The sequence below is a fragment of the Sphingomonas sp. MS122 genome, from assembly GCF_049532975.1.
Taxonomy (GTDB): Bacteria; Pseudomonadota; Alphaproteobacteria; order Sphingomonadales; family Sphingomonadaceae; genus Sphingomonas.
Map to the genome: position 1 here is coordinate 1,669,038 of NZ_CP186695.1, position 15,066 is coordinate 1,684,103.

16 protein-coding genes and 1 tRNA gene are annotated in these 15,066 nt (G+C 68.6%); 12 read left to right on the top strand and 5 right to left on the bottom strand.

Annotated features, from left to right (window positions below; translation table 11 throughout):
- Positions 1-45 precede the first annotated feature (45 nt).
- Positions 46-1,074, top strand: a complete 1,029-nt coding sequence (locus ACO227_RS08050; protein ID WP_423606725.1) for a DUF1176 domain-containing protein — start codon at positions 46-48, stop codon at positions 1,072-1,074.
- 3 nt (positions 1,075-1,077) lie between these two features.
- Here the strand turns inward: ACO227_RS08050 and ACO227_RS08055 are convergent, their stop codons facing one another.
- Both ACO227_RS08055 and ACO227_RS08060 read right to left on the bottom strand, forming a co-directional pair.
- The gene (locus ACO227_RS08055) at positions 1,078-1,926 is read right to left on the bottom strand and encodes a glutaminyl-peptide cyclotransferase (RefSeq protein WP_423606726.1); all 849 of its coding nucleotides are present in this window, start codon (positions 1,924-1,926) and stop codon (positions 1,078-1,080) included.
- Between the two features lie 10 nt (positions 1,927-1,936).
- The gene (locus ACO227_RS08060) at positions 1,937-2,719 is read right to left on the bottom strand and encodes a cold-shock protein (RefSeq protein WP_423606728.1); all 783 of its coding nucleotides are present in this window, start codon (positions 2,717-2,719) and stop codon (positions 1,937-1,939) included.
- A 206-nt stretch (positions 2,720-2,925) separates the two neighbouring features.
- Between ACO227_RS08060 and ACO227_RS08065 the strand changes: the two genes are divergently transcribed.
- The 10 genes from ACO227_RS08065 (at position 2,926) to ACO227_RS08110 (ending at position 10,825) form a co-directional block, all read left to right on the top strand.
- Entirely contained in the window at positions 2,926-3,732 is an 807-nt protein-coding gene (locus ACO227_RS08065) for a TerC family protein (protein WP_423606730.1), read from the top strand.
- Between the two features lie 30 nt (positions 3,733-3,762).
- The gene (locus ACO227_RS08070) at positions 3,763-4,383 is read left to right on the top strand and encodes a ribonuclease D (protein WP_423606732.1); all 621 of its coding nucleotides are present in this window, start codon (positions 3,763-3,765) and stop codon (positions 4,381-4,383) included.
- Positions 4,376-5,017: an LPS export ABC transporter periplasmic protein LptC gene (gene lptC, locus ACO227_RS08075; RefSeq protein WP_423606734.1), complete on the top strand. Its 642-nt coding sequence runs from the start codon at positions 4,376-4,378 to the stop codon at positions 5,015-5,017. The genes ACO227_RS08070 and lptC overlap by 8 nt, the downstream gene beginning before the upstream one ends.
- 2 nt (positions 5,018-5,019) lie before the next feature.
- On the top strand, positions 5,020-5,565 hold the full coding sequence (locus tag ACO227_RS08080) for an LptA/OstA family protein (protein ID WP_423606735.1): 546 nt from the start codon (positions 5,020-5,022) through the stop codon (positions 5,563-5,565).
- A gap of 104 nt (positions 5,566-5,669) precedes the next feature.
- Entirely contained in the window at positions 5,670-6,449 is a 780-nt protein-coding gene (lptB, locus tag ACO227_RS08085) for an LPS export ABC transporter ATP-binding protein (protein WP_423606736.1), read from the top strand.
- 101 nt (positions 6,450-6,550) lie between these two features.
- Positions 6,551-8,053 carry an RNA polymerase factor sigma-54 gene (rpoN, locus tag ACO227_RS08090; protein WP_423606737.1) on the top strand — a complete coding sequence of 501 codons (1,503 nt, stop codon included), beginning with the start codon at positions 6,551-6,553 and terminating at the stop codon, positions 8,051-8,053.
- 48 nt (positions 8,054-8,101) lie between these two features.
- Complete coding sequence (gene dapB / locus ACO227_RS08095) at positions 8,102-8,830, top strand: 4-hydroxy-tetrahydrodipicolinate reductase (protein ID WP_423606739.1); 729 nt, start codon at positions 8,102-8,104, stop codon at positions 8,828-8,830.
- Positions 8,827-9,489 (top strand): endonuclease III, encoded by a 663-nt coding sequence (gene nth / locus ACO227_RS08100; RefSeq protein WP_423606741.1) that lies wholly within the window; start codon positions 8,827-8,829, stop codon positions 9,487-9,489. The genes dapB and nth overlap by 4 nt, the downstream gene beginning before the upstream one ends.
- Positions 9,490-9,532: 43 nt before the next feature.
- Positions 9,533-9,609, top strand: a tRNA-Arg gene (locus ACO227_RS08105).
- Positions 9,610-10,033: 424 nt separating this feature from the next.
- Positions 10,034-10,825, top strand: a complete 792-nt coding sequence (locus tag ACO227_RS08110; RefSeq protein WP_423606743.1) for a rhamnogalacturonan acetylesterase — start codon at positions 10,034-10,036, stop codon at positions 10,823-10,825.
- Between the two features lie 8 nt (positions 10,826-10,833).
- Here ACO227_RS08110 and ACO227_RS08115 read toward each other — a convergent pair whose 3' ends face one another.
- Positions 10,834-11,292: a DUF2721 domain-containing protein gene (locus ACO227_RS08115; protein WP_423606745.1), complete on the bottom strand. Its 459-nt coding sequence runs from the start codon at positions 11,290-11,292 to the stop codon at positions 10,834-10,836.
- An 81-nt stretch (positions 11,293-11,373) separates the two neighbouring features.
- Here ACO227_RS08115 and ACO227_RS08120 point away from each other — a divergent pair, with 81 nt between their 5' ends.
- Positions 11,374-12,501 carry a GNAT family N-acetyltransferase gene (locus ACO227_RS08120; RefSeq protein WP_423606746.1) on the top strand — a complete coding sequence of 376 codons (1,128 nt, stop codon included), beginning with the start codon at positions 11,374-11,376 and terminating at the stop codon, positions 12,499-12,501.
- On the opposite strand, the gene ACO227_RS08125 is transcribed toward ACO227_RS08120, so the two are convergent.
- Positions 12,473-14,020, bottom strand: a complete 1,548-nt coding sequence (locus tag ACO227_RS08125) for a sulfatase family protein (protein WP_423606747.1) — start codon at positions 14,018-14,020, stop codon at positions 12,473-12,475. The genes ACO227_RS08120 and ACO227_RS08125 overlap by 29 nt on opposite strands.
- Positions 14,017-15,057 carry an alpha/beta hydrolase gene (locus tag ACO227_RS08130; protein WP_423606749.1) on the bottom strand — a complete coding sequence of 347 codons (1,041 nt, stop codon included), beginning with the start codon at positions 15,055-15,057 and terminating at the stop codon, positions 14,017-14,019. The genes ACO227_RS08125 and ACO227_RS08130 overlap by 4 nt, the downstream gene beginning before the upstream one ends.
- Positions 15,058-15,066 lie beyond the last annotated feature (9 nt).

Consider the following 15,066-nt stretch of genomic DNA (forward strand, 5'->3'; position numbering starts at 1 on the left):
GGCGTCCTACCGACTCGCTCGCGAAACGGCTAGAAGGGGGAATCCATGCTGACGATCGCGCTGCTCGCCTTGACCCAGGCGGCTGCTCCGCAACAGGGACCGATCAAGTCCTTCGGCGCCTGGGTCGTCGCCTGCGACAACGCCAAGCGCTGCGAGATGACCTCGATCTGGCCCGACGACAGCCAGCCCGAGGAAGGCTCGCCCTACGACCAGGTGTCGGTCTCGATCGACCGCGCGGCGGGGCCGGCGGGCGGCTTCACGGTCGAGATCCAGCTTCCCGGCAACTCGGGCAGCGATCCGGTGCAGGTGAGCACCGAGCGCGGCTTCAGCATCCGGGCCGTGCCGAAGAACGATCTGCTCCGCTTCACCGGCGCCGATGCCGCGCGCATCATCGCGGCGATGGTCGACGGCACCGACCTGCGCGTCGGCGACGAGACGTCGGTCACCGGCATGGCCTCGCTCAAGGGCTCCTCGGCGGCGCTGCGCTTCATCGACGCCGAGCAGGGCCGCGTGGGCACGATGACCGCGGCGGTGGCCAAGGGCGCCAAGCCGGCGAGTGCGGTGCCCGCGCCGCCCGTATTGCCGCGCATTGCCTATGTCCGGCCCATCGGCGCCGCCGCGCGCTTCACCCCCGCGATGCGCAGGGCACTCGACAAGTCGAGCGAGTGCGGCAGCGTCTATGAGGGCGGCACCGGTGAGCTTCCCGGAGCCGAAGTGCACGCGCTCGGCGGCGGCAAGACGCTGGTGCTGCTCCCGTGCGGCAGCGGCGCCTATAATTTTTCGACCGCGCCCTACATCCTCTCGGGCAACGGCGCCCCGGTGCGCGCGCGCTTCGACGTCTCGCCCGGCATGATCGCGGAGGGCCCGCAGGAGCTGGTCAATGCGAGCTTCGACGCGAAGAACGGCCGGCTCGAAAGCTACAGCAAGGGCCGCGGCATCGGCGATTGCGGCAGCGCTGAAGCCTATGTCTGGGATGGGGCGATGTTCCGGCTGGTCGAGGCGCGTTCGATGCCCGAGTGCCGCGGATCGGTCGACTGGCTCACCACCTGGCGCGCCCAGGCAGTGCCCAAATAGCCGTCAGCCGCCCGGCAGCGCGATCTCGAACAACTGGGGCCAGCGCTTGCCGGTGACGTAGAGCTTCCCGGCCTTCGCGTCATAGGCGATGCCGTTGAGCACCGATTCGCTGTCGGGAACCTCGACCGTCGCGGCAATCGCGCCGAGATCGATCGCGCCCTTGATCGCCCCGCTGGCGGGATCGATGCGGATGATGAGGTTGCTGTGCCAGATGTTCGCCAGCACCTCACCGCGCACATATTCGAGCTCGTTGATCTGGCCGACCGGACGCCCACTCAAGGTGACGCGCACGCGCCGCCGTTCGGCGAAGGTCCTGGGATCGAGGAAGCGAAGCTCGGCGGTGCCGTCGCTCAGGATCAGGCTCTTGCCGTCCTGGGTCAGCCCCCAGCCCTCGCCCGGATAGCTGAACTCGCCGAGCTTGCGGAAGGTCTCGCGGTCCCAGCGGAAGCCCTTGCCGTGCTGCCAGGTGAGGCTGACGATCGTGTCGCGCCAGCCGGTGCTGCCCTCGCCGAAATATTCGCCGGGCAGTCGCGCCTCGCGTTCGACCTTGCCGGTGGCGAGATCAACCTCGCGGATCGTCGAGCGGCCCCGCTGTCCGGTGCTTTCGAACAAGCGCCCGTCGTGGAAGAACAGGCCCTGGGTGAACGCGCCCGCATCATGCGGATAGGTCGCGATCACCCGTGCCGCCTCGATCGGCGGCGCGGCGTCCTGGGCCGCGGGAGAAGAAGCGACGGGACTGGAGCCGGCTCGGCCAGAATCGGCTGGGCCCGAATCGACGGGGGCTGCCGCGGCCGTGATGGCCAGGGCAGCCCCCGCGATGATTCCCCGTCCGGCATCGGCCAGCCGGCGCATGGGAAAAGCCTTACTGGGCCGGCTGGAGGTTCACCGCGGCATATTTGCCGCGACGGTCCACCTCGAGTTCGAACTCGAGCCGGTCGCCCTCGTTGAGGGTCGGCATGCCGGCACGCTCGACGGCGCTGATGTGCACGAACGCGTCGGGCTGGCCATCGTCGCGCTGAATGAAGCCGAAGCCCTTCATCGCGTTGAAGAACTTGACCGTGCCGGTCGCCTTCTCGCCGGTCAGCTGGCGCTGCGGGCCGCCGGCGCCGCGCGGGCCGTCACGGTCGCGCGGCGGGCCGCGGTCCTCGACCGGAAGCGGCTCGCCCTCGATCTTGAGCTCGGTCGCGCTGATGCGCCCGCCGCGGTCGACCAGCGTGAAGCCCAGCGGCTGGCCCTCGGCCAGGCCGGTGAGGCCGGCCTGCTCGACGGCGCTGATATGGACGAACACGTCCTCGCCGCCATCGTCGCGGACGACGAAGCCGAAGCCCTTCTGGCTGTTGAAGAATTTGACCACGCCGGTGCCTTCGCCGACGACCTGGGGGGGCATGCCGCGACCACCGCCGCCGCCGCCGCCAAAGCCGCCACCGCCGCCGCCGCCGAAGCCGCCACCACCGCCGCCGCGATAGCCACCGCCACCGCCGCCGAAGCCACCACCGCCGAAGCCGCCACGATCACCGAAACCGCCGCCGCCGAAGCCGCCGCGATCACCATAGCTGCTGCCGCCGAAATCGTCGCCGCCGAAACCGTCGCGCTTGTCTCTGCCGCGCCCGCCGCGATCCCCGCGGCGCCCTCGATCAAAACTCATGCCCTGTTCGTCTTCCCGGTCGCCCAAACTGTATTTCGAAAACCATACGCCGGACGAAGACGCAGGCATTCCGGCGCTCCACAACACGCCTATGGAATCAGGTCATAGCCGAGAACGGGACAATAGGCGAACGATTTCGTCGCGATTCCAGCACTGCTCCAACACATGCTTGCGCATGCGTCGCGGGGACGGCAGAGCAAATGTCCATGGATATCGCTGCTTTGCTCGCCGACCCGGCTGCCTGGGCCGCCCTGATTACCCTCATCGTGATGGAGGTGGTGCTCGGCATCGACAACCTCATCTTCATCTCGATCCTCACCAACAAATTGCCCGAGCATCAGCAGCAGAAGGCGCGCCGAATCGGCATCGGCCTCGCGCTGGTGATGCGCATCGCGCTGCTCTCGATGATCTGGGTGATCGTCTCGCTCACAGCGCCGGTGTTCGACCTGGGGCTTCAGGGCGCGCCCGGCGCGCACGGCGAGCCGAGCTTCGAGACCGCCTTCTCGTGGCGCGACCTGATCCTGATCGCCGGCGGGCTGTTCCTGCTGTGGAAGGCGACCAAGGAGATCCACCACACGATCGACCCGGTGCCGAGCGACGACGAAATCCTCGACAAGAAGCAGGCCGCGGCGCTCAACTTCGGCTCGGCGATCTTCCAGATCATCCTGCTCGACATGGTCTTCTCGGTCGATTCGATCCTGACCGCGGTCGGCATGACCGACGAGATCGCGATCATGGTGACGGCGGTGATCGTCACCGTCGGCGTGATGCTGGTCGCGGCCGATCCGCTGGCCAACTTCATCAAGCGCAACCCCACGGTGGTGATGCTCGCGCTCGGCTTTCTGCTGATGATCGGCGCGGTACTGATCGCCGACGGCTTCGGCGTGCACGTGCCCAAGGGCTATATCTATGCCGCGATGGCCTTCTCGGCGCTGGTCGAGGGACTGAACATGGTCGCGCGCCGATCCAAGACCAGGCGCGAAGCCGCCGGCGATCGGCCTGCAGACCATTGAGCGTTCAGGTTTAAACGGCTAGGCGGACGCATGGCCGTTTTCCTGCACGAAGAAGATATTCCCGAAGGGCTGTTCGCGCCGGGCGCCGACATCGCCGTCGATACCGAGACGATGGGGCTGATCACCCCGCGCGACCGACTGTGCCTCGTCCAGCTCTCCGACGGGGGTGCGGACGAGCATCTGGTGCGCTTCTCGCCCGGCAGCGACTATGCCGCGCCCAATCTGCGCGCGCTGCTCGCCGATCCGGCGCGGGTGAAGCTCTATCACTTCGCGCGCTTCGACCTCGCGGCGATCCGCCATTATCTCGGCGTCACCGCGGCGCCGGTCTATTGCACCAAGACCGCCTCGCGGCTGGTGCGTACCTATACCGACCGGCACGGCCTCAAGGACCTGGTGCGCGAACTGCTCGGGCAGGAGATCTCGAAGCAGCAGCAATCGTCCGACTGGGGCGGGCCGGTGCTGTCGGACGCGCAGAAGGACTATGCCGCCTCCGACGTGCGCTATCTCCACGCGATGCGCGAGGAGCTCGACCGCCGCCTCGCGCGCGAGGGACGGGTTACGCTGGCGCAGGCCTGTTTCGACTTCCTCCCCCACCGGGCCGAGCTCGACCTCGCCGGCTGGCCCGAAATCGACATTTTCGCGCATGTCTGAGATCGCCGTCCAGGAACGCTCGCGCCGCAAGCGCTGGGCGCGCCCGGGCAGCAGTCACGACCATATCGTCCGCACCGTGCTGCTGATTCTGCCCGCCGGGATCGGGGTGCTCGGCGCCTTCCTGGTGATGGCGCCCCTGTTCATGGGCGGCGACGTGTCGTTCGTGCTCGACAAGAACAAGGTCGACGTCGCGAGCGAGCGGCTGCGCATCCAGTCCGCACGCTACCGCGGCGCCGACGCCAAGGGCCAGCCCTTCGTGCTGCGCGCCGGGTCGGCGGTGCAGAAGAGTTCGGCCGAACCGGTGGTGCAACTGAACGACCTCGCCGCCGGCATCCGTCTCTCCGACGGCCCGGCCGAGGTCCGTGCCGAACGCGGCCGCTACGACATGGACAGCGAGCAGGTCGCGGTCGACGGCCCGATCACCTTCCGCAGCGCCGACGGCTACCAGCTCGACACGCGCGATTCGACGATCGACCTCAAGAGCCGCCGCCTGACCGGCACCGGGCAGATCGACGGCCGCACCCCGCTCGGCACCTTCAGCGGCAACAAGATGACTGCCGATCTCGACAAACGAACCGTACGGATCGAGGGCAATGCCCGCTTGCGGATCGATCCCAAGCGCGCAAATAGGTGATCATGGCCCGCCCGCTCCTCATCGCCGCGCTCGCCGCCACTGCCACCGCCGCGGTGCTCGCCACCTCGGCGATGGGCCAGGCGCGCCACGACTCGAACGCGCCGATCGATTTCGCCGCGCAGAGCATCGACCTGCAGGACCGGGCGAACCGCGCGATCCTGTCGGGCGGGGTGCGGATCACCCAGGCGAACATGACGCTGACCGCGTCGCGCGTCACCGTCACCTATACCGGCCAGATCACCGACGGCTCGCCCTCGGTGTCGCGCTTCGACGCCTCGGGCGGGGTCACGGTCACGCGACCCGATCAGACCGCGCGCGCGCAATATGGCGTGTACGACATCAACCGGCGCGTGATCACGATGCTCGGCAACGTCACGCTGACCCAGGGCAGCAACCGGGTGAGCGGCGGGCGCTTGACGATCAACCTCGACACCGGCCGCGCCTCGATCGACGGATCGGGCGTCGGCACGACCAAGGCGCCCGATGGCAGCGTGATCCGCTCGGGCGGCCGCGTCACCGGCCGCTTCACGGTGCCCAAGCGCGACTGACCCGCCGCATTCCACCGTTCGCCGATTCTCCGCATGCATGAAACTTGCCAAGTGACTGCGCGGCAGGGAATCGCTAAGCATCGCCTGCGACCAGAGAGGGCATCATGGCAGACGTCGAAACGCTGGAACCGGTAACCGCCGCTGGAACGGGCAGCCCCCCCGCGTCGGGCCTGGCGGTGGTCTCGATCGCCAAGTCCTATGACAAGCGCGTCGTGCTCTCCGACGTCTCGCTCTCGGTCGGCAAGGGCGAGGTGGTCGGGCTGCTCGGCCCCAACGGCGCGGGCAAGACCACCTGCTTCTACTCGGTGATGGGGCTGGTGAAGCCCGACGCCGGGCGCATCATGCTCGACGGGCAGGACATCACCCCGCTGCCGATGTACCGCCGCGCGATCCTCGGCCTCGGCTACCTCCCGCAGGAGACTTCGATCTTCCGCGGGCTCACCGTCGCCAAGAACATCTCCGCCGTGCTCGAGCTCGCCGAGCCCGACCGCGCGGCGCGCGAGGCGCGGCTCGAGCAGCTGCTCGAGGAGTTCGGCCTGACGCGGCTGCGCGACGCGCCCGCAATGGCGCTGTCGGGCGGCGAGCGGCGCCGCGCCGAGATCGCCCGCGCACTCGCCGCCGACCCCTCGATCATGCTGCTCGACGAGCCGTTCGCGGGCATCGACCCGATCTCGATCGCCGACATTCGCGACCTGGTGAAGGAATTGAAGACGCGCAACATCGGCGTGCTCATCACCGACCATAATGTGCGCGAGACGCTCGACATCGTCGACCGCGCCTCGATCATCTATGACGGCCGCGTGCTGTTCGCGGGCTCGCCCGAGGATCTCGTCGCCGATGCGAACGTGCGCCGCCTCTATCTCGGCGAGGGCTTCTCGCTGTGATGTTCGGTTTCGGCACCAGCCCGCTCCCCCACCCGGCCACCCAGCTGCCGCTGGGTGGCCGGGTGGGGGAGCGGGCTGGTGCCGCCCACGGCTAGAATCCCATGAGTCTCGCCCCGCGCCTCGATCTGCGGCAGTCCCAATCGCTGGTGATGACGCCGCAGCTGCAGCAGGCGATCAAGCTGCTGGCGCTATCCAATCTCGAGATCGAGACCTTCATCGCCGAGGAGATCGAGAAGAACCCGCTGCTCGACGCCGGCGCCGGCGAGGAGCGCGAGCCGGCCGACGCGCCCGAGCCCGAGCCGCCGGTCGAGCGCGAAGGGCCGGCGGACTCCGCCGAACTGCTCGATGCCGGCGCGGCGACCGGCGAGGCCTCGCTCGACGTCGATTTCGCCACCGAGACCTTCCACCACGACAGCCCGTCGGATTCGATCGGCGGCCTCGACGGTGCCCTGGGGCTGGCCGGCACCGGAGCCGGCGGCAGCGGCGAGGACGGACTGGACTTCGACAGCTTCGCGGCGCCCGACCTCAGCCTCGCCGACCATCTGCTCGAACAGGCCGGTGCTGTGGTCGACGGCGCGGACCTGTTCATCGCCCAGCACCTGATCGACCAGATCGACGAGGCCGGTTACCTCACCGTCTCACTGCTCGACGTCGCCACCCGGCTCGGCGTGCCGCTCGCGCGGGTCGAGCATGTGCTGGCGATCATCCAGACCTTCGATCCCACCGGCGTCGGCGCGCGCGACCTCGCCGAATGCATCGCGCTCCAGGCGAAGGAAGCCGACCGCTACGACCCGTGCATGGCGGCGCTGATCGCCAATCTCGATCTGCTCGCACGCGGCGAGCTGGCGCGCCTCAAGCGCATCTGCGGGGTCGACGACGAGGACATGGCGGACATGATCCGCGAGTTGCGCGGCTATGATCCCAAGCCGGGCTGCCGCTTCGGCGGCGATCCGGTACCCGCAGTCACCCCCGACATCTTCGTCGCGCCGCGCGGGCAGGGCTGGGCCGTGGAACTCAACAGCGCGACCTTGCCCCGCGTGCTGGTCAACCGGGCCTATTATGCCGAGGTCTCGGCCGGGCCGCAGGACAAGTCGAGCAAGGCGTGGCTCAGCGACATGCTCGCCAGCGCCAACTGGCTGGTCAAGGCCCTCGATCAGCGCCAACGCACGATCATCAAGGTGGCGTCGGAGATCGTGAAGCAGCAGGAAGCCTTCTTCCGCCACGGCGTGAGCCATCTGAAGCCGCTGACGCTGCGCCAGATCGCCGACGCGATCGAGATGCACGAATCGACCGTCAGCCGCGTGACCTCGAACAAATACCTGTCCTGCGCGCGCGGGCTGTTCGAGCTGAAGTATTTCTTCACTTCGGCGATCCAGTCGGCCGATGGCGGCGACGCGGTCTCGGCCGAGGCGGTCAAGAGCGCGATCCGCGCGCTGATTCAGGCCGAGGATCCGCGCAAGATCCTGTCGGACGACACGCTGGTCGAGATGCTCAACTCGAAGGGCTTCGACATCGCCCGGCGCACCGTCGCCAAATATCGCGAGGCGATGGGGATCGGCAGCTCGGTCCAGCGCCGACGGCAGAAGGCGCTGGAGGGGGCCTGATACAAAAGCGCTGTTGCGCTCGCCGCTAACCATGCCAAAGCAGCGGGCATGACCAGCATCGGCATCTACGGCAGCCTCGGCCGCATGGGCGTGGCGATCCGCGACATCCTCGCGGAGCAGGGCGTCAAGTTCGCGGGCGGCGCCGATGCCGGCGACGATCCCGCCGTGATCGCCACGGCCGCCGACGCGCTGGTCGATTTCTCGACGCCCGCGGCGCTCGAGGCTCACCTTGCCGCCGCGCGCGCTGCGGGGACGCCGATCGTGATCGGCACCACCGGTCTCACTGCGCAGCATCACGCGCGGATCGAGGAGGCCGCGCGCGAGATCGCGGTGCTGCAGACCGGCAACACCTCGCTCGGCGTCGTGCTGCTGGCGCGGCTGGTGCGCGAGGCGGCGGCGCGGCTCGGTCCCGACTGGGACATCGAGATTGCCGAGATGCATCACCGCCAGAAGGTCGACGCGCCCTCCGGCACCGCGCTGATGCTCGGCGAAGCGGCGGCCGCCGGGCGCGAGGTCGCGCTGGGCGAAGTCCGCGTCGCCGACCGTGCCGGTCTCACCGGTGCGCGGGCGGAAGGGACGATCGGCTTCGCCTCGCTGCGCGGCGGCACCGTGATCGGCGATCACATGGTCGTGCTGGCGGGTGCGGGCGAGCGGATCGAGCTTGCCCACCGTGCCGAGGACCGTGCGATCTTCGCGCGCGGCGCGGTCAGGGCGGCGTTGTGGCTCGCGGGCAAGCCCGCCGGGCGCTACACGATGGACGCGGTGCTGGGCCTTTGAAGAAGGCCGACATCTTCCATTTCTTCGAGCGGCTGGCCGAGGCCAATCCGCATCCGGAGACCGAGCTCGAATCGGTCAACGACTATACGCTGCTCGTCGCCGTGGTGCTCTCGGCGCAGGCGACCGATGCCGGCGTCAACAAGGCGACCCGGCGGCTGTTCGCCGAAGTCGACACGCCCGAGAAGATGGTCGCGCTGGGCGAGGACGGCCTCAAGCAGCACATCAAGACGATCGGCTTGTTCAATGCCAAGGCCAAGAACGTCATCGCGCTGAGCGAGGCGCTGATCGCCGAGCATGGCAGCCGGGTCCCCGCCGATCGCGACGCGCTGGAGAAGCTTCCCGGCGTCGGCCGCAAGACCGCCAACGTCGTGATGAACGTCGCGTTCGGCGCCGAGACCTTCGCGGTGGACACGCACATCTTCCGCGTCGGCAACCGCACCGGCCTCGCCCCGGGCAAGACCCCGCTGGCGGTCGAGAAGCAGCTCGAAAAGAAGGTTCCGCAGCCCTTCCGCCTCCACGCGCATCACTGGCTGATCCTGCACGGCCGCTATGTCTGCAAGGCGCGAACGCCCGAATGCTGGCGTTGCATCGTCGCGGATCTCTGCGCCTACAAGCCCAAGACCCCGCCGCCCAAGGGCTGGAAGCCCGCCGCGGTTTAGCGCTGGCGCAGCGCCGTTCGCTTTGCTAGGCGCTTGTCCCCACGCACCCGTAGCTCAGCTGGATAGAGCGCTGCCCTCCGAAGGCAGAGGCCACAGGTTCGAATCCTGTCGGGTGCGCCATTCACCGCCGTCAGCCGCTGCGTTCGAACCAGGCGCCGGCCTGGCAAGATCACGCCAATGCCGCGGTCGAGCGCGTGACCCGCCAATAGTTTGATGACGCCCCGTCGCCCCGTCGCCCAGGTCCGTCATATGCTTGCCTCCAGCGGAAATTGCAGCCTGGTCCTGGCACGCGTTCGAATGCGCAGCGTGAGCGGAGGAAAGACTGAAGAACGACACCCGGCAGCTTTCGCTTCGTGGGACGACAAGCGACTTGGCGCATGGCCCCGGCATGGCTAATAGTCGAATTCCGAATAATAGTCATATGTCCCAAAAAATGGGAATTGAGCGCGGAATGTCCGGACTGCGAGACCTGCTGCCACATCCATTCGCACGAGCTGCAGCCGCCGGGGCGCTCGCACTCGCGCTGCTTGCGCACGCGCGCGCCATGCCGGAAGCTCCGCGCCAGAGCGAGCCAGCGGCCCCGGCCTCGCTCGTCCGCGACGGCACGCCGCAAATCTTCATCGCGAGCGATTCGACCGCGCAGAGCTACGACCCGTCCCGCTATCCCCAGACCGGCTGGGGCCAGATGTTCGCTTGCGCGCTGGGCAAGGGCGTCGGCCTGCAGAACCGCGCGATCGGCGGGCGCAGCACCAAGAGCTTCCTCGCTGAGGGCCGGTGGGAGCGGCTGCGCGGCGATCTGCGCAAGGGTGACGTCGTGCTCATCCAGTTCGCGCACAACGACGCCAATCAGGCCAAGCCCGAACGCTATGCGCCGGCCGACACCGTCTATCGAGCCAATCTGGAGCGCTTCGTCGCCGAGGCGCGGGCGGGCGGGGCGACACCCGTGCTCGTCACCCCGATCGCGCAGCGCATGTTCGAGCCCAGCGGCCGCACCCGGGCCGGCTTCGCCGCCTATTCGGCCGTCGTGCGCGACGTGGCGAAGCGCGAGCGGGTGCGCGTGATCGACCTCGAATCGCTCAGCCGGGCCTGGATCGACCGCGCCGGCGCCGAGCGCGCCAAGGCCTTCTATCTCCATTTGAAGCCCGAGGACGGGTTCAAGGCCTTCCCGAACGGCATCGCCGACGACACGCATCTGAGCGAGCTCGGTGCGCGCGGCGCGGCCGCGCTGGTTGCAGGGGAGTATCGCCGCCTGCGCCTGCCCTATTGGCGAAAGATCGATGCCAGGGTTCCGGCGCTGGTGCGGCACGAGCCGCTCGGACGCCGCGGCTGCGGCTGACCCGCGCTTCAGCCGCCCTCGCGCTCGAGCAGCTCCTCGCGGACGTGCACTGCGAGCAATGACAGGCGCACCTCGACGAGGAAGGCGATCAGCCCTGCCGTCAGCAGCAGCATCGAGGCGATGAAGGTCACCGCGACGATCCCACCGATGTCGAGATGCGTCAGCGTCGCGCCGAACATCAGCGCGACGACGAGGCAGATCAGGATCGCGCTCGCGACGCACAGCCAGATCGAGGTGTTGATCACCGACAGCCGGCGGTCGATCAGCCGCAGCTCCCAGACATGCCGGTCGTGCTCCGCGCCCTTCGACACCGGGTGAAGCTGCTCGATCTTGCGCGAGCGATCGACGACGCGCGCCATGCGCCCGATCAGCACGTTGAGGATGCCGGCGATGCCCGCGAGCAGGAAGACGGGCGCGATCGAGACCTGGATGGTCTGGGCGACGGTGGAGAGCATCAGCGGCTGCATCCGCCTCACTCTATGGCGGGCGCGCGGCGCCGCCAAGCGGCTTGCACCGGTTGGTAACGCATTCGCGTTATCGCGCGGGACATGACCAGGCCGATGCCGCTCGCCGAGTTCACCCGCCTGCCCCCGCTGCTCGCCGCGAGCATCGGTGACGGCCTTGCCAGCGCGCTCGACGCGGTGGCGGACCATGCCGCGCCGACTCACCGGTTCCTGCGCTACGGCTGGTTCGCCGCGGCGCTCGCGGCCTATGGCGGCGCCGCGCGCACGCTGACAGTGACGCGCGAGGGTGTGCCGGTGCTGGCGCTGCCGCTGGTGCCGCTGGGCCCCGGGTTCGTGCGCATGGCCGCGGTGCCGGGCTGCTACTGGCCGTTCCGCAGCTTCCCCGCCGCGGCCGACGCCGGCGCCGAAGCCTTCGAGCTGCTGCTCGACCAGCTCGGGCGTGAAGTGAACGCGCTGCGCATCGGGCCGGTCTATGACGGCGACCCTGCGCTCGAGGGCCTGCGGGCCGCCGCCGCCGCCAAAGGCTGGGTCGCGCTCGACCGCTTCGTCGCCGAGAGCTTCCTGCTCGACATGACGGCGCTACGCGGCGAAGGCACTTGGCCGCGCAACTCGACCTTGCGCAAGAACCGCTTCCACGAGAAGCACCTCGCCGAGCATGGTACGCTCGACTGGCGCTTCGTCGCCGGCGAGGACTGGACGCCAGCCGCGTTCGACGATCTCGCCGCGATCGAGCACAAGAGCTGGATCGCCTCGCGCACCGACGGCAGCGACGCCAAGTTCACCGCCGACGGGCACGGCACCTTCTGGCGCGCCGCCGCGGAGGATCCGGTAATCGCGCGGATGATGTGGGCCGCGCTGCTGCGCATCGACGGCGAGCCGATGGCCTTCTCGTTCGACATGAACGCGGGCACGCTCAAATACGCCATCGCCAACAGCTACGACCCGCGCGTCGCCAAGCATTCGCCGGGCAAATTGCTCTACTACCGCAACCTCGTCCGCGCGCTCGACGACGGCATCGCGACCGTCGACTGGGGCGCGGGCGACAGCGGCTACAAGCGCGTGATCGGCGCCGATGCCGGCCCCGCGATCCGCGACTGGCTGTTCGTGCGGCCGGGCCTGCCGGCGCTGGCGGCACGGCTGCTTCGCGGCTGGTGGCGGCGCAGCGGCAACGCCGCGCCTGCGCCTAATCCTGGCGAGGTGGCGGCTGAGTGAAACCGGGCGGGAAGGGCGCGCCGGGCGTGCCCTTCGGACTGCGCAGCACGTTGCGTGCGCCTGAATCCGCGCTCAGCGGGATCTGCATGCCGTCGGTGCCCTCGAGCAGCTTGAACAGCTTGGCGCTCATCCGCTCGGCCAGCGCCTCGTGCCCCGGCCGCGCGAGCAGATTGTCGTTCTCCTGCGGGTCGGCCTCGAGGTCGTAGAGCTCGTCGAGGTCCCAGATGCCGTGGAAGCGGATATACTTATAGCGGTCCTCGCGCAGCGCGTGGACTGTCGGGGTCTGCGGGAAATTGCGCTCCCAATAATATTCGTAGACCACCTCGTCGCGCCACGGCACCGCCTCGCCGCGCGCGAGCGGGAGCATGTTGGCGCCCGCCATTCCCGCCGGCGCGGCGAGGCCCGCCGCCGCGAGCATGGTCGGCGCGACGTCGATATTGGCGACGACCTGCTCGACCTTGCCTGGGCCGAACAGCGCCGGGCAGCGCGCGATCATCGGCACGCGCATCGATTCCTCATAGGCGGCGCGCTTGTCGATGAGGCCATGCTCGCCGAACATGAAGCCATTGTCGCCCATGTAGAGGATCAGCGTGTCGTCGAGTTCGCCGCGCTCGGCCAGCAGGTCCATGATCTTCGCCAGCCCTTCGTCGACCGCGAGCAGCGTCTCCATATAGGCCTTGTAGTAATCGGCGATGTCGAGCGTGCCGTGATAGGCGTATTCGACCCCGTGCCAGCTGTTGCGCTGGTTCTCGACCCACATCGGCCGTCCCGGCATGCCGGGTTTCATGTTCGCGGGATAGCGGAAGGTCGCGTCCTTGTAGCGCCCGGCATGGCGCGGCGCGGGGATGAACTCCGAATGCACCGCCTTGTGCGCGAGGTGCATCATCCATGGCCGCTTGCGGTCGCGCTTGCCGATCCAGTCGAGCGCATAGTCGGTGAGCTCGTCGGTGATATAGCCCTTTTGCGGCACCTTGCGGCCGTTGACGTTGAGGCCGTCGGGATGGGGCAGATAATGGCCCTGGCCCTTGAAGCTTACCCAATGGTCGAAGCCCGGCTGCGGATGATCGGTCTCCGCGCCCATGTGCCACTTCCCGATGAACGCGGTTTCATAGCCGGCCCGCTGCAGATATTCGGGATAGTAGGTGAGGCCCGGGGGAATCGGGTGGTTGTTGTCGACCACGCGGTGCTGGTGCGCATACAGGCCGGTGAAGATCGACGCACGCGACGGCGAGCACAGGGCGGTGGTGACGAAGGCGTTGCGGAAATGCACGCCCTCGCGCGCCAGCCGGTCGAGCGTCGGGGTCTCGCCGAAGTCCTGCGCCTTCATGAACCCCATCGCGTCGTAGCGATGGTCGTCGGTCAGCACGACCAGGATGTTGCGGGGGCGCGCCTGCGGAATGCGCTTGAGAAGCAGGTTCTTCTTCTGCGGTGCGGCCGCGTCCGCCGCCCAGCTGTAGAGGCCAAATGCGCCGCCGCTGCCTGCCAGAAGCACGCCGCGCCGGTCGATCTCATTGCTCATTTCTGCCTACCCAGATGCTGGTCAAAGAAGCGCGCGATGATCCGATATGCCTCCATCGACTCCGGCATGTCGGGCCAGACGAAGAAGGCATGCGGCAACCCATCGAACAGGAACAGCTGGCTTGGAACGCCCGCCTGCGTCAACCGACGATGCGCCAGCGTCAGCGCGCTCGCCGCAAAATCGCGGCTGCCGGCCAGGAGCAAGGTTGGCGGGAACCGCGAGAGCTCGGCTTGGGAAAGCAGCGGATAGGCTGCGGCGTCGTCCGCGGTAATCCCCGCCATATAGGCCGTGGGCAGCCGTTGCGGCAGCGGTCCGGCCGGCGGCGCGGTGCCTTCGGCGATCGGCCCGGCGAGATAGGCGCTGTCGCCGCCGAAGGCCGCAGCGGTCCCGCAGAAGGTGCCGATCGCGCCGGGACGCGGCAGCCTCTGTTTGCGGATCCACGCGACCGACTGCGCAGTGATGATGCCCCCTGCGGAGCAGCCATAGAGGCCGATATTCTCCGGCCGGTACTGCTTGAGCAGGGCGCGGTAGACCGCGGTCACATCTTCCGATGCCGCGGGATAGCGGTGCTCGGGCGTGAGCCGGTAGTCGACCGTGACCACCTTGATCCGCGCGATGGCGGCGATCGGGATCGCCTCGACCAGCGCGCCGCTGCCCGATCCCCACATGAACGCGCCGCCATGCACGTTGATCAGCACGCGATCCTTGTTGCGCGGGGAAATGCCGGCATCGGGTGTGACGATGTCGACCGCCACGCCGCCCAGCGACGCGTGTTCCTCACTGGTACGGAAATGCCGCCGCATCTCGGCCAACCGGTCGTCATTATACTTCTGATAGAAGGCGCGCTGCTTCCCGATATCGCCCTCGAGATCCGGCGCGCGCGCGGCGCGCATGCGCAGCAACACCGTTCTGGCCTCCTCGCTCAGCTGATCCGAGGGCGGCAGCGTGAAAGCGGGTACCTCCACCGCCGCCGGACTCTGCTGCGCCAGCGCCGGAGCGGCTGTGAACAGGGCAAGCAGGGCAGCAAGTATCTTCATGAGGTCGCG

Excerpts from the sequence above, each read along its gene's own strand:
- ACO227_RS08110 (WP_423606743.1), top strand. The coding sequence starts at position 10,034 with ATGCCGGAAGCTCCGCGCCAGAGCGAGCCAGCGGCCCCGGCCTCGCTC.
- ACO227_RS08060 (WP_423606728.1), bottom strand. The coding sequence starts at position 2,719 with ATGAGTTTTGATCGAGGGCGCCGCGGGGATCGCGGCGGGCGCGGCAGA.
- ACO227_RS08070 (WP_423606732.1), top strand. The coding sequence starts at position 3,763 with ATGGCCGTTTTCCTGCACGAAGAAGATATTCCCGAAGGGCTGTTCGCG.
- ACO227_RS08120 (WP_423606746.1), top strand. The coding sequence starts at position 11,374 with ATGACCAGGCCGATGCCGCTCGCCGAGTTCACCCGCCTGCCCCCGCTG.
- ACO227_RS08080 (WP_423606735.1), top strand. The coding sequence starts at position 5,020 with ATGGCCCGCCCGCTCCTCATCGCCGCGCTCGCCGCCACTGCCACCGCC.
- ACO227_RS08115 (WP_423606745.1), bottom strand. The coding sequence starts at position 11,292 with ATGCAGCCGCTGATGCTCTCCACCGTCGCCCAGACCATCCAGGTCTCG.
- dapB (WP_423606739.1), top strand. The coding sequence starts at position 8,102 with ATGACCAGCATCGGCATCTACGGCAGCCTCGGCCGCATGGGCGTGGCG.
- ACO227_RS08130 (WP_423606749.1), bottom strand. The coding sequence starts at position 15,057 with ATGAAGATACTTGCTGCCCTGCTTGCCCTGTTCACAGCCGCTCCGGCG.
- lptC (WP_423606734.1), top strand. The coding sequence starts at position 4,376 with ATGTCTGAGATCGCCGTCCAGGAACGCTCGCGCCGCAAGCGCTGGGCG.
- ACO227_RS08065 (WP_423606730.1), top strand. The coding sequence starts at position 2,926 with ATGGATATCGCTGCTTTGCTCGCCGACCCGGCTGCCTGGGCCGCCCTG.
- ACO227_RS08125 (WP_423606747.1), bottom strand. The coding sequence starts at position 14,020 with ATGAGCAATGAGATCGACCGGCGCGGCGTGCTTCTGGCAGGCAGCGGC.
- ACO227_RS08055 (WP_423606726.1), bottom strand. The coding sequence starts at position 1,926 with ATGCGCCGGCTGGCCGATGCCGGACGGGGAATCATCGCGGGGGCTGCC.
- lptB (WP_423606736.1), top strand. The coding sequence starts at position 5,670 with ATGGCAGACGTCGAAACGCTGGAACCGGTAACCGCCGCTGGAACGGGC.
- ACO227_RS08050 (WP_423606725.1), top strand. The coding sequence starts at position 46 with ATGCTGACGATCGCGCTGCTCGCCTTGACCCAGGCGGCTGCTCCGCAA.
- rpoN (WP_423606737.1), top strand. The coding sequence starts at position 6,551 with ATGAGTCTCGCCCCGCGCCTCGATCTGCGGCAGTCCCAATCGCTGGTG.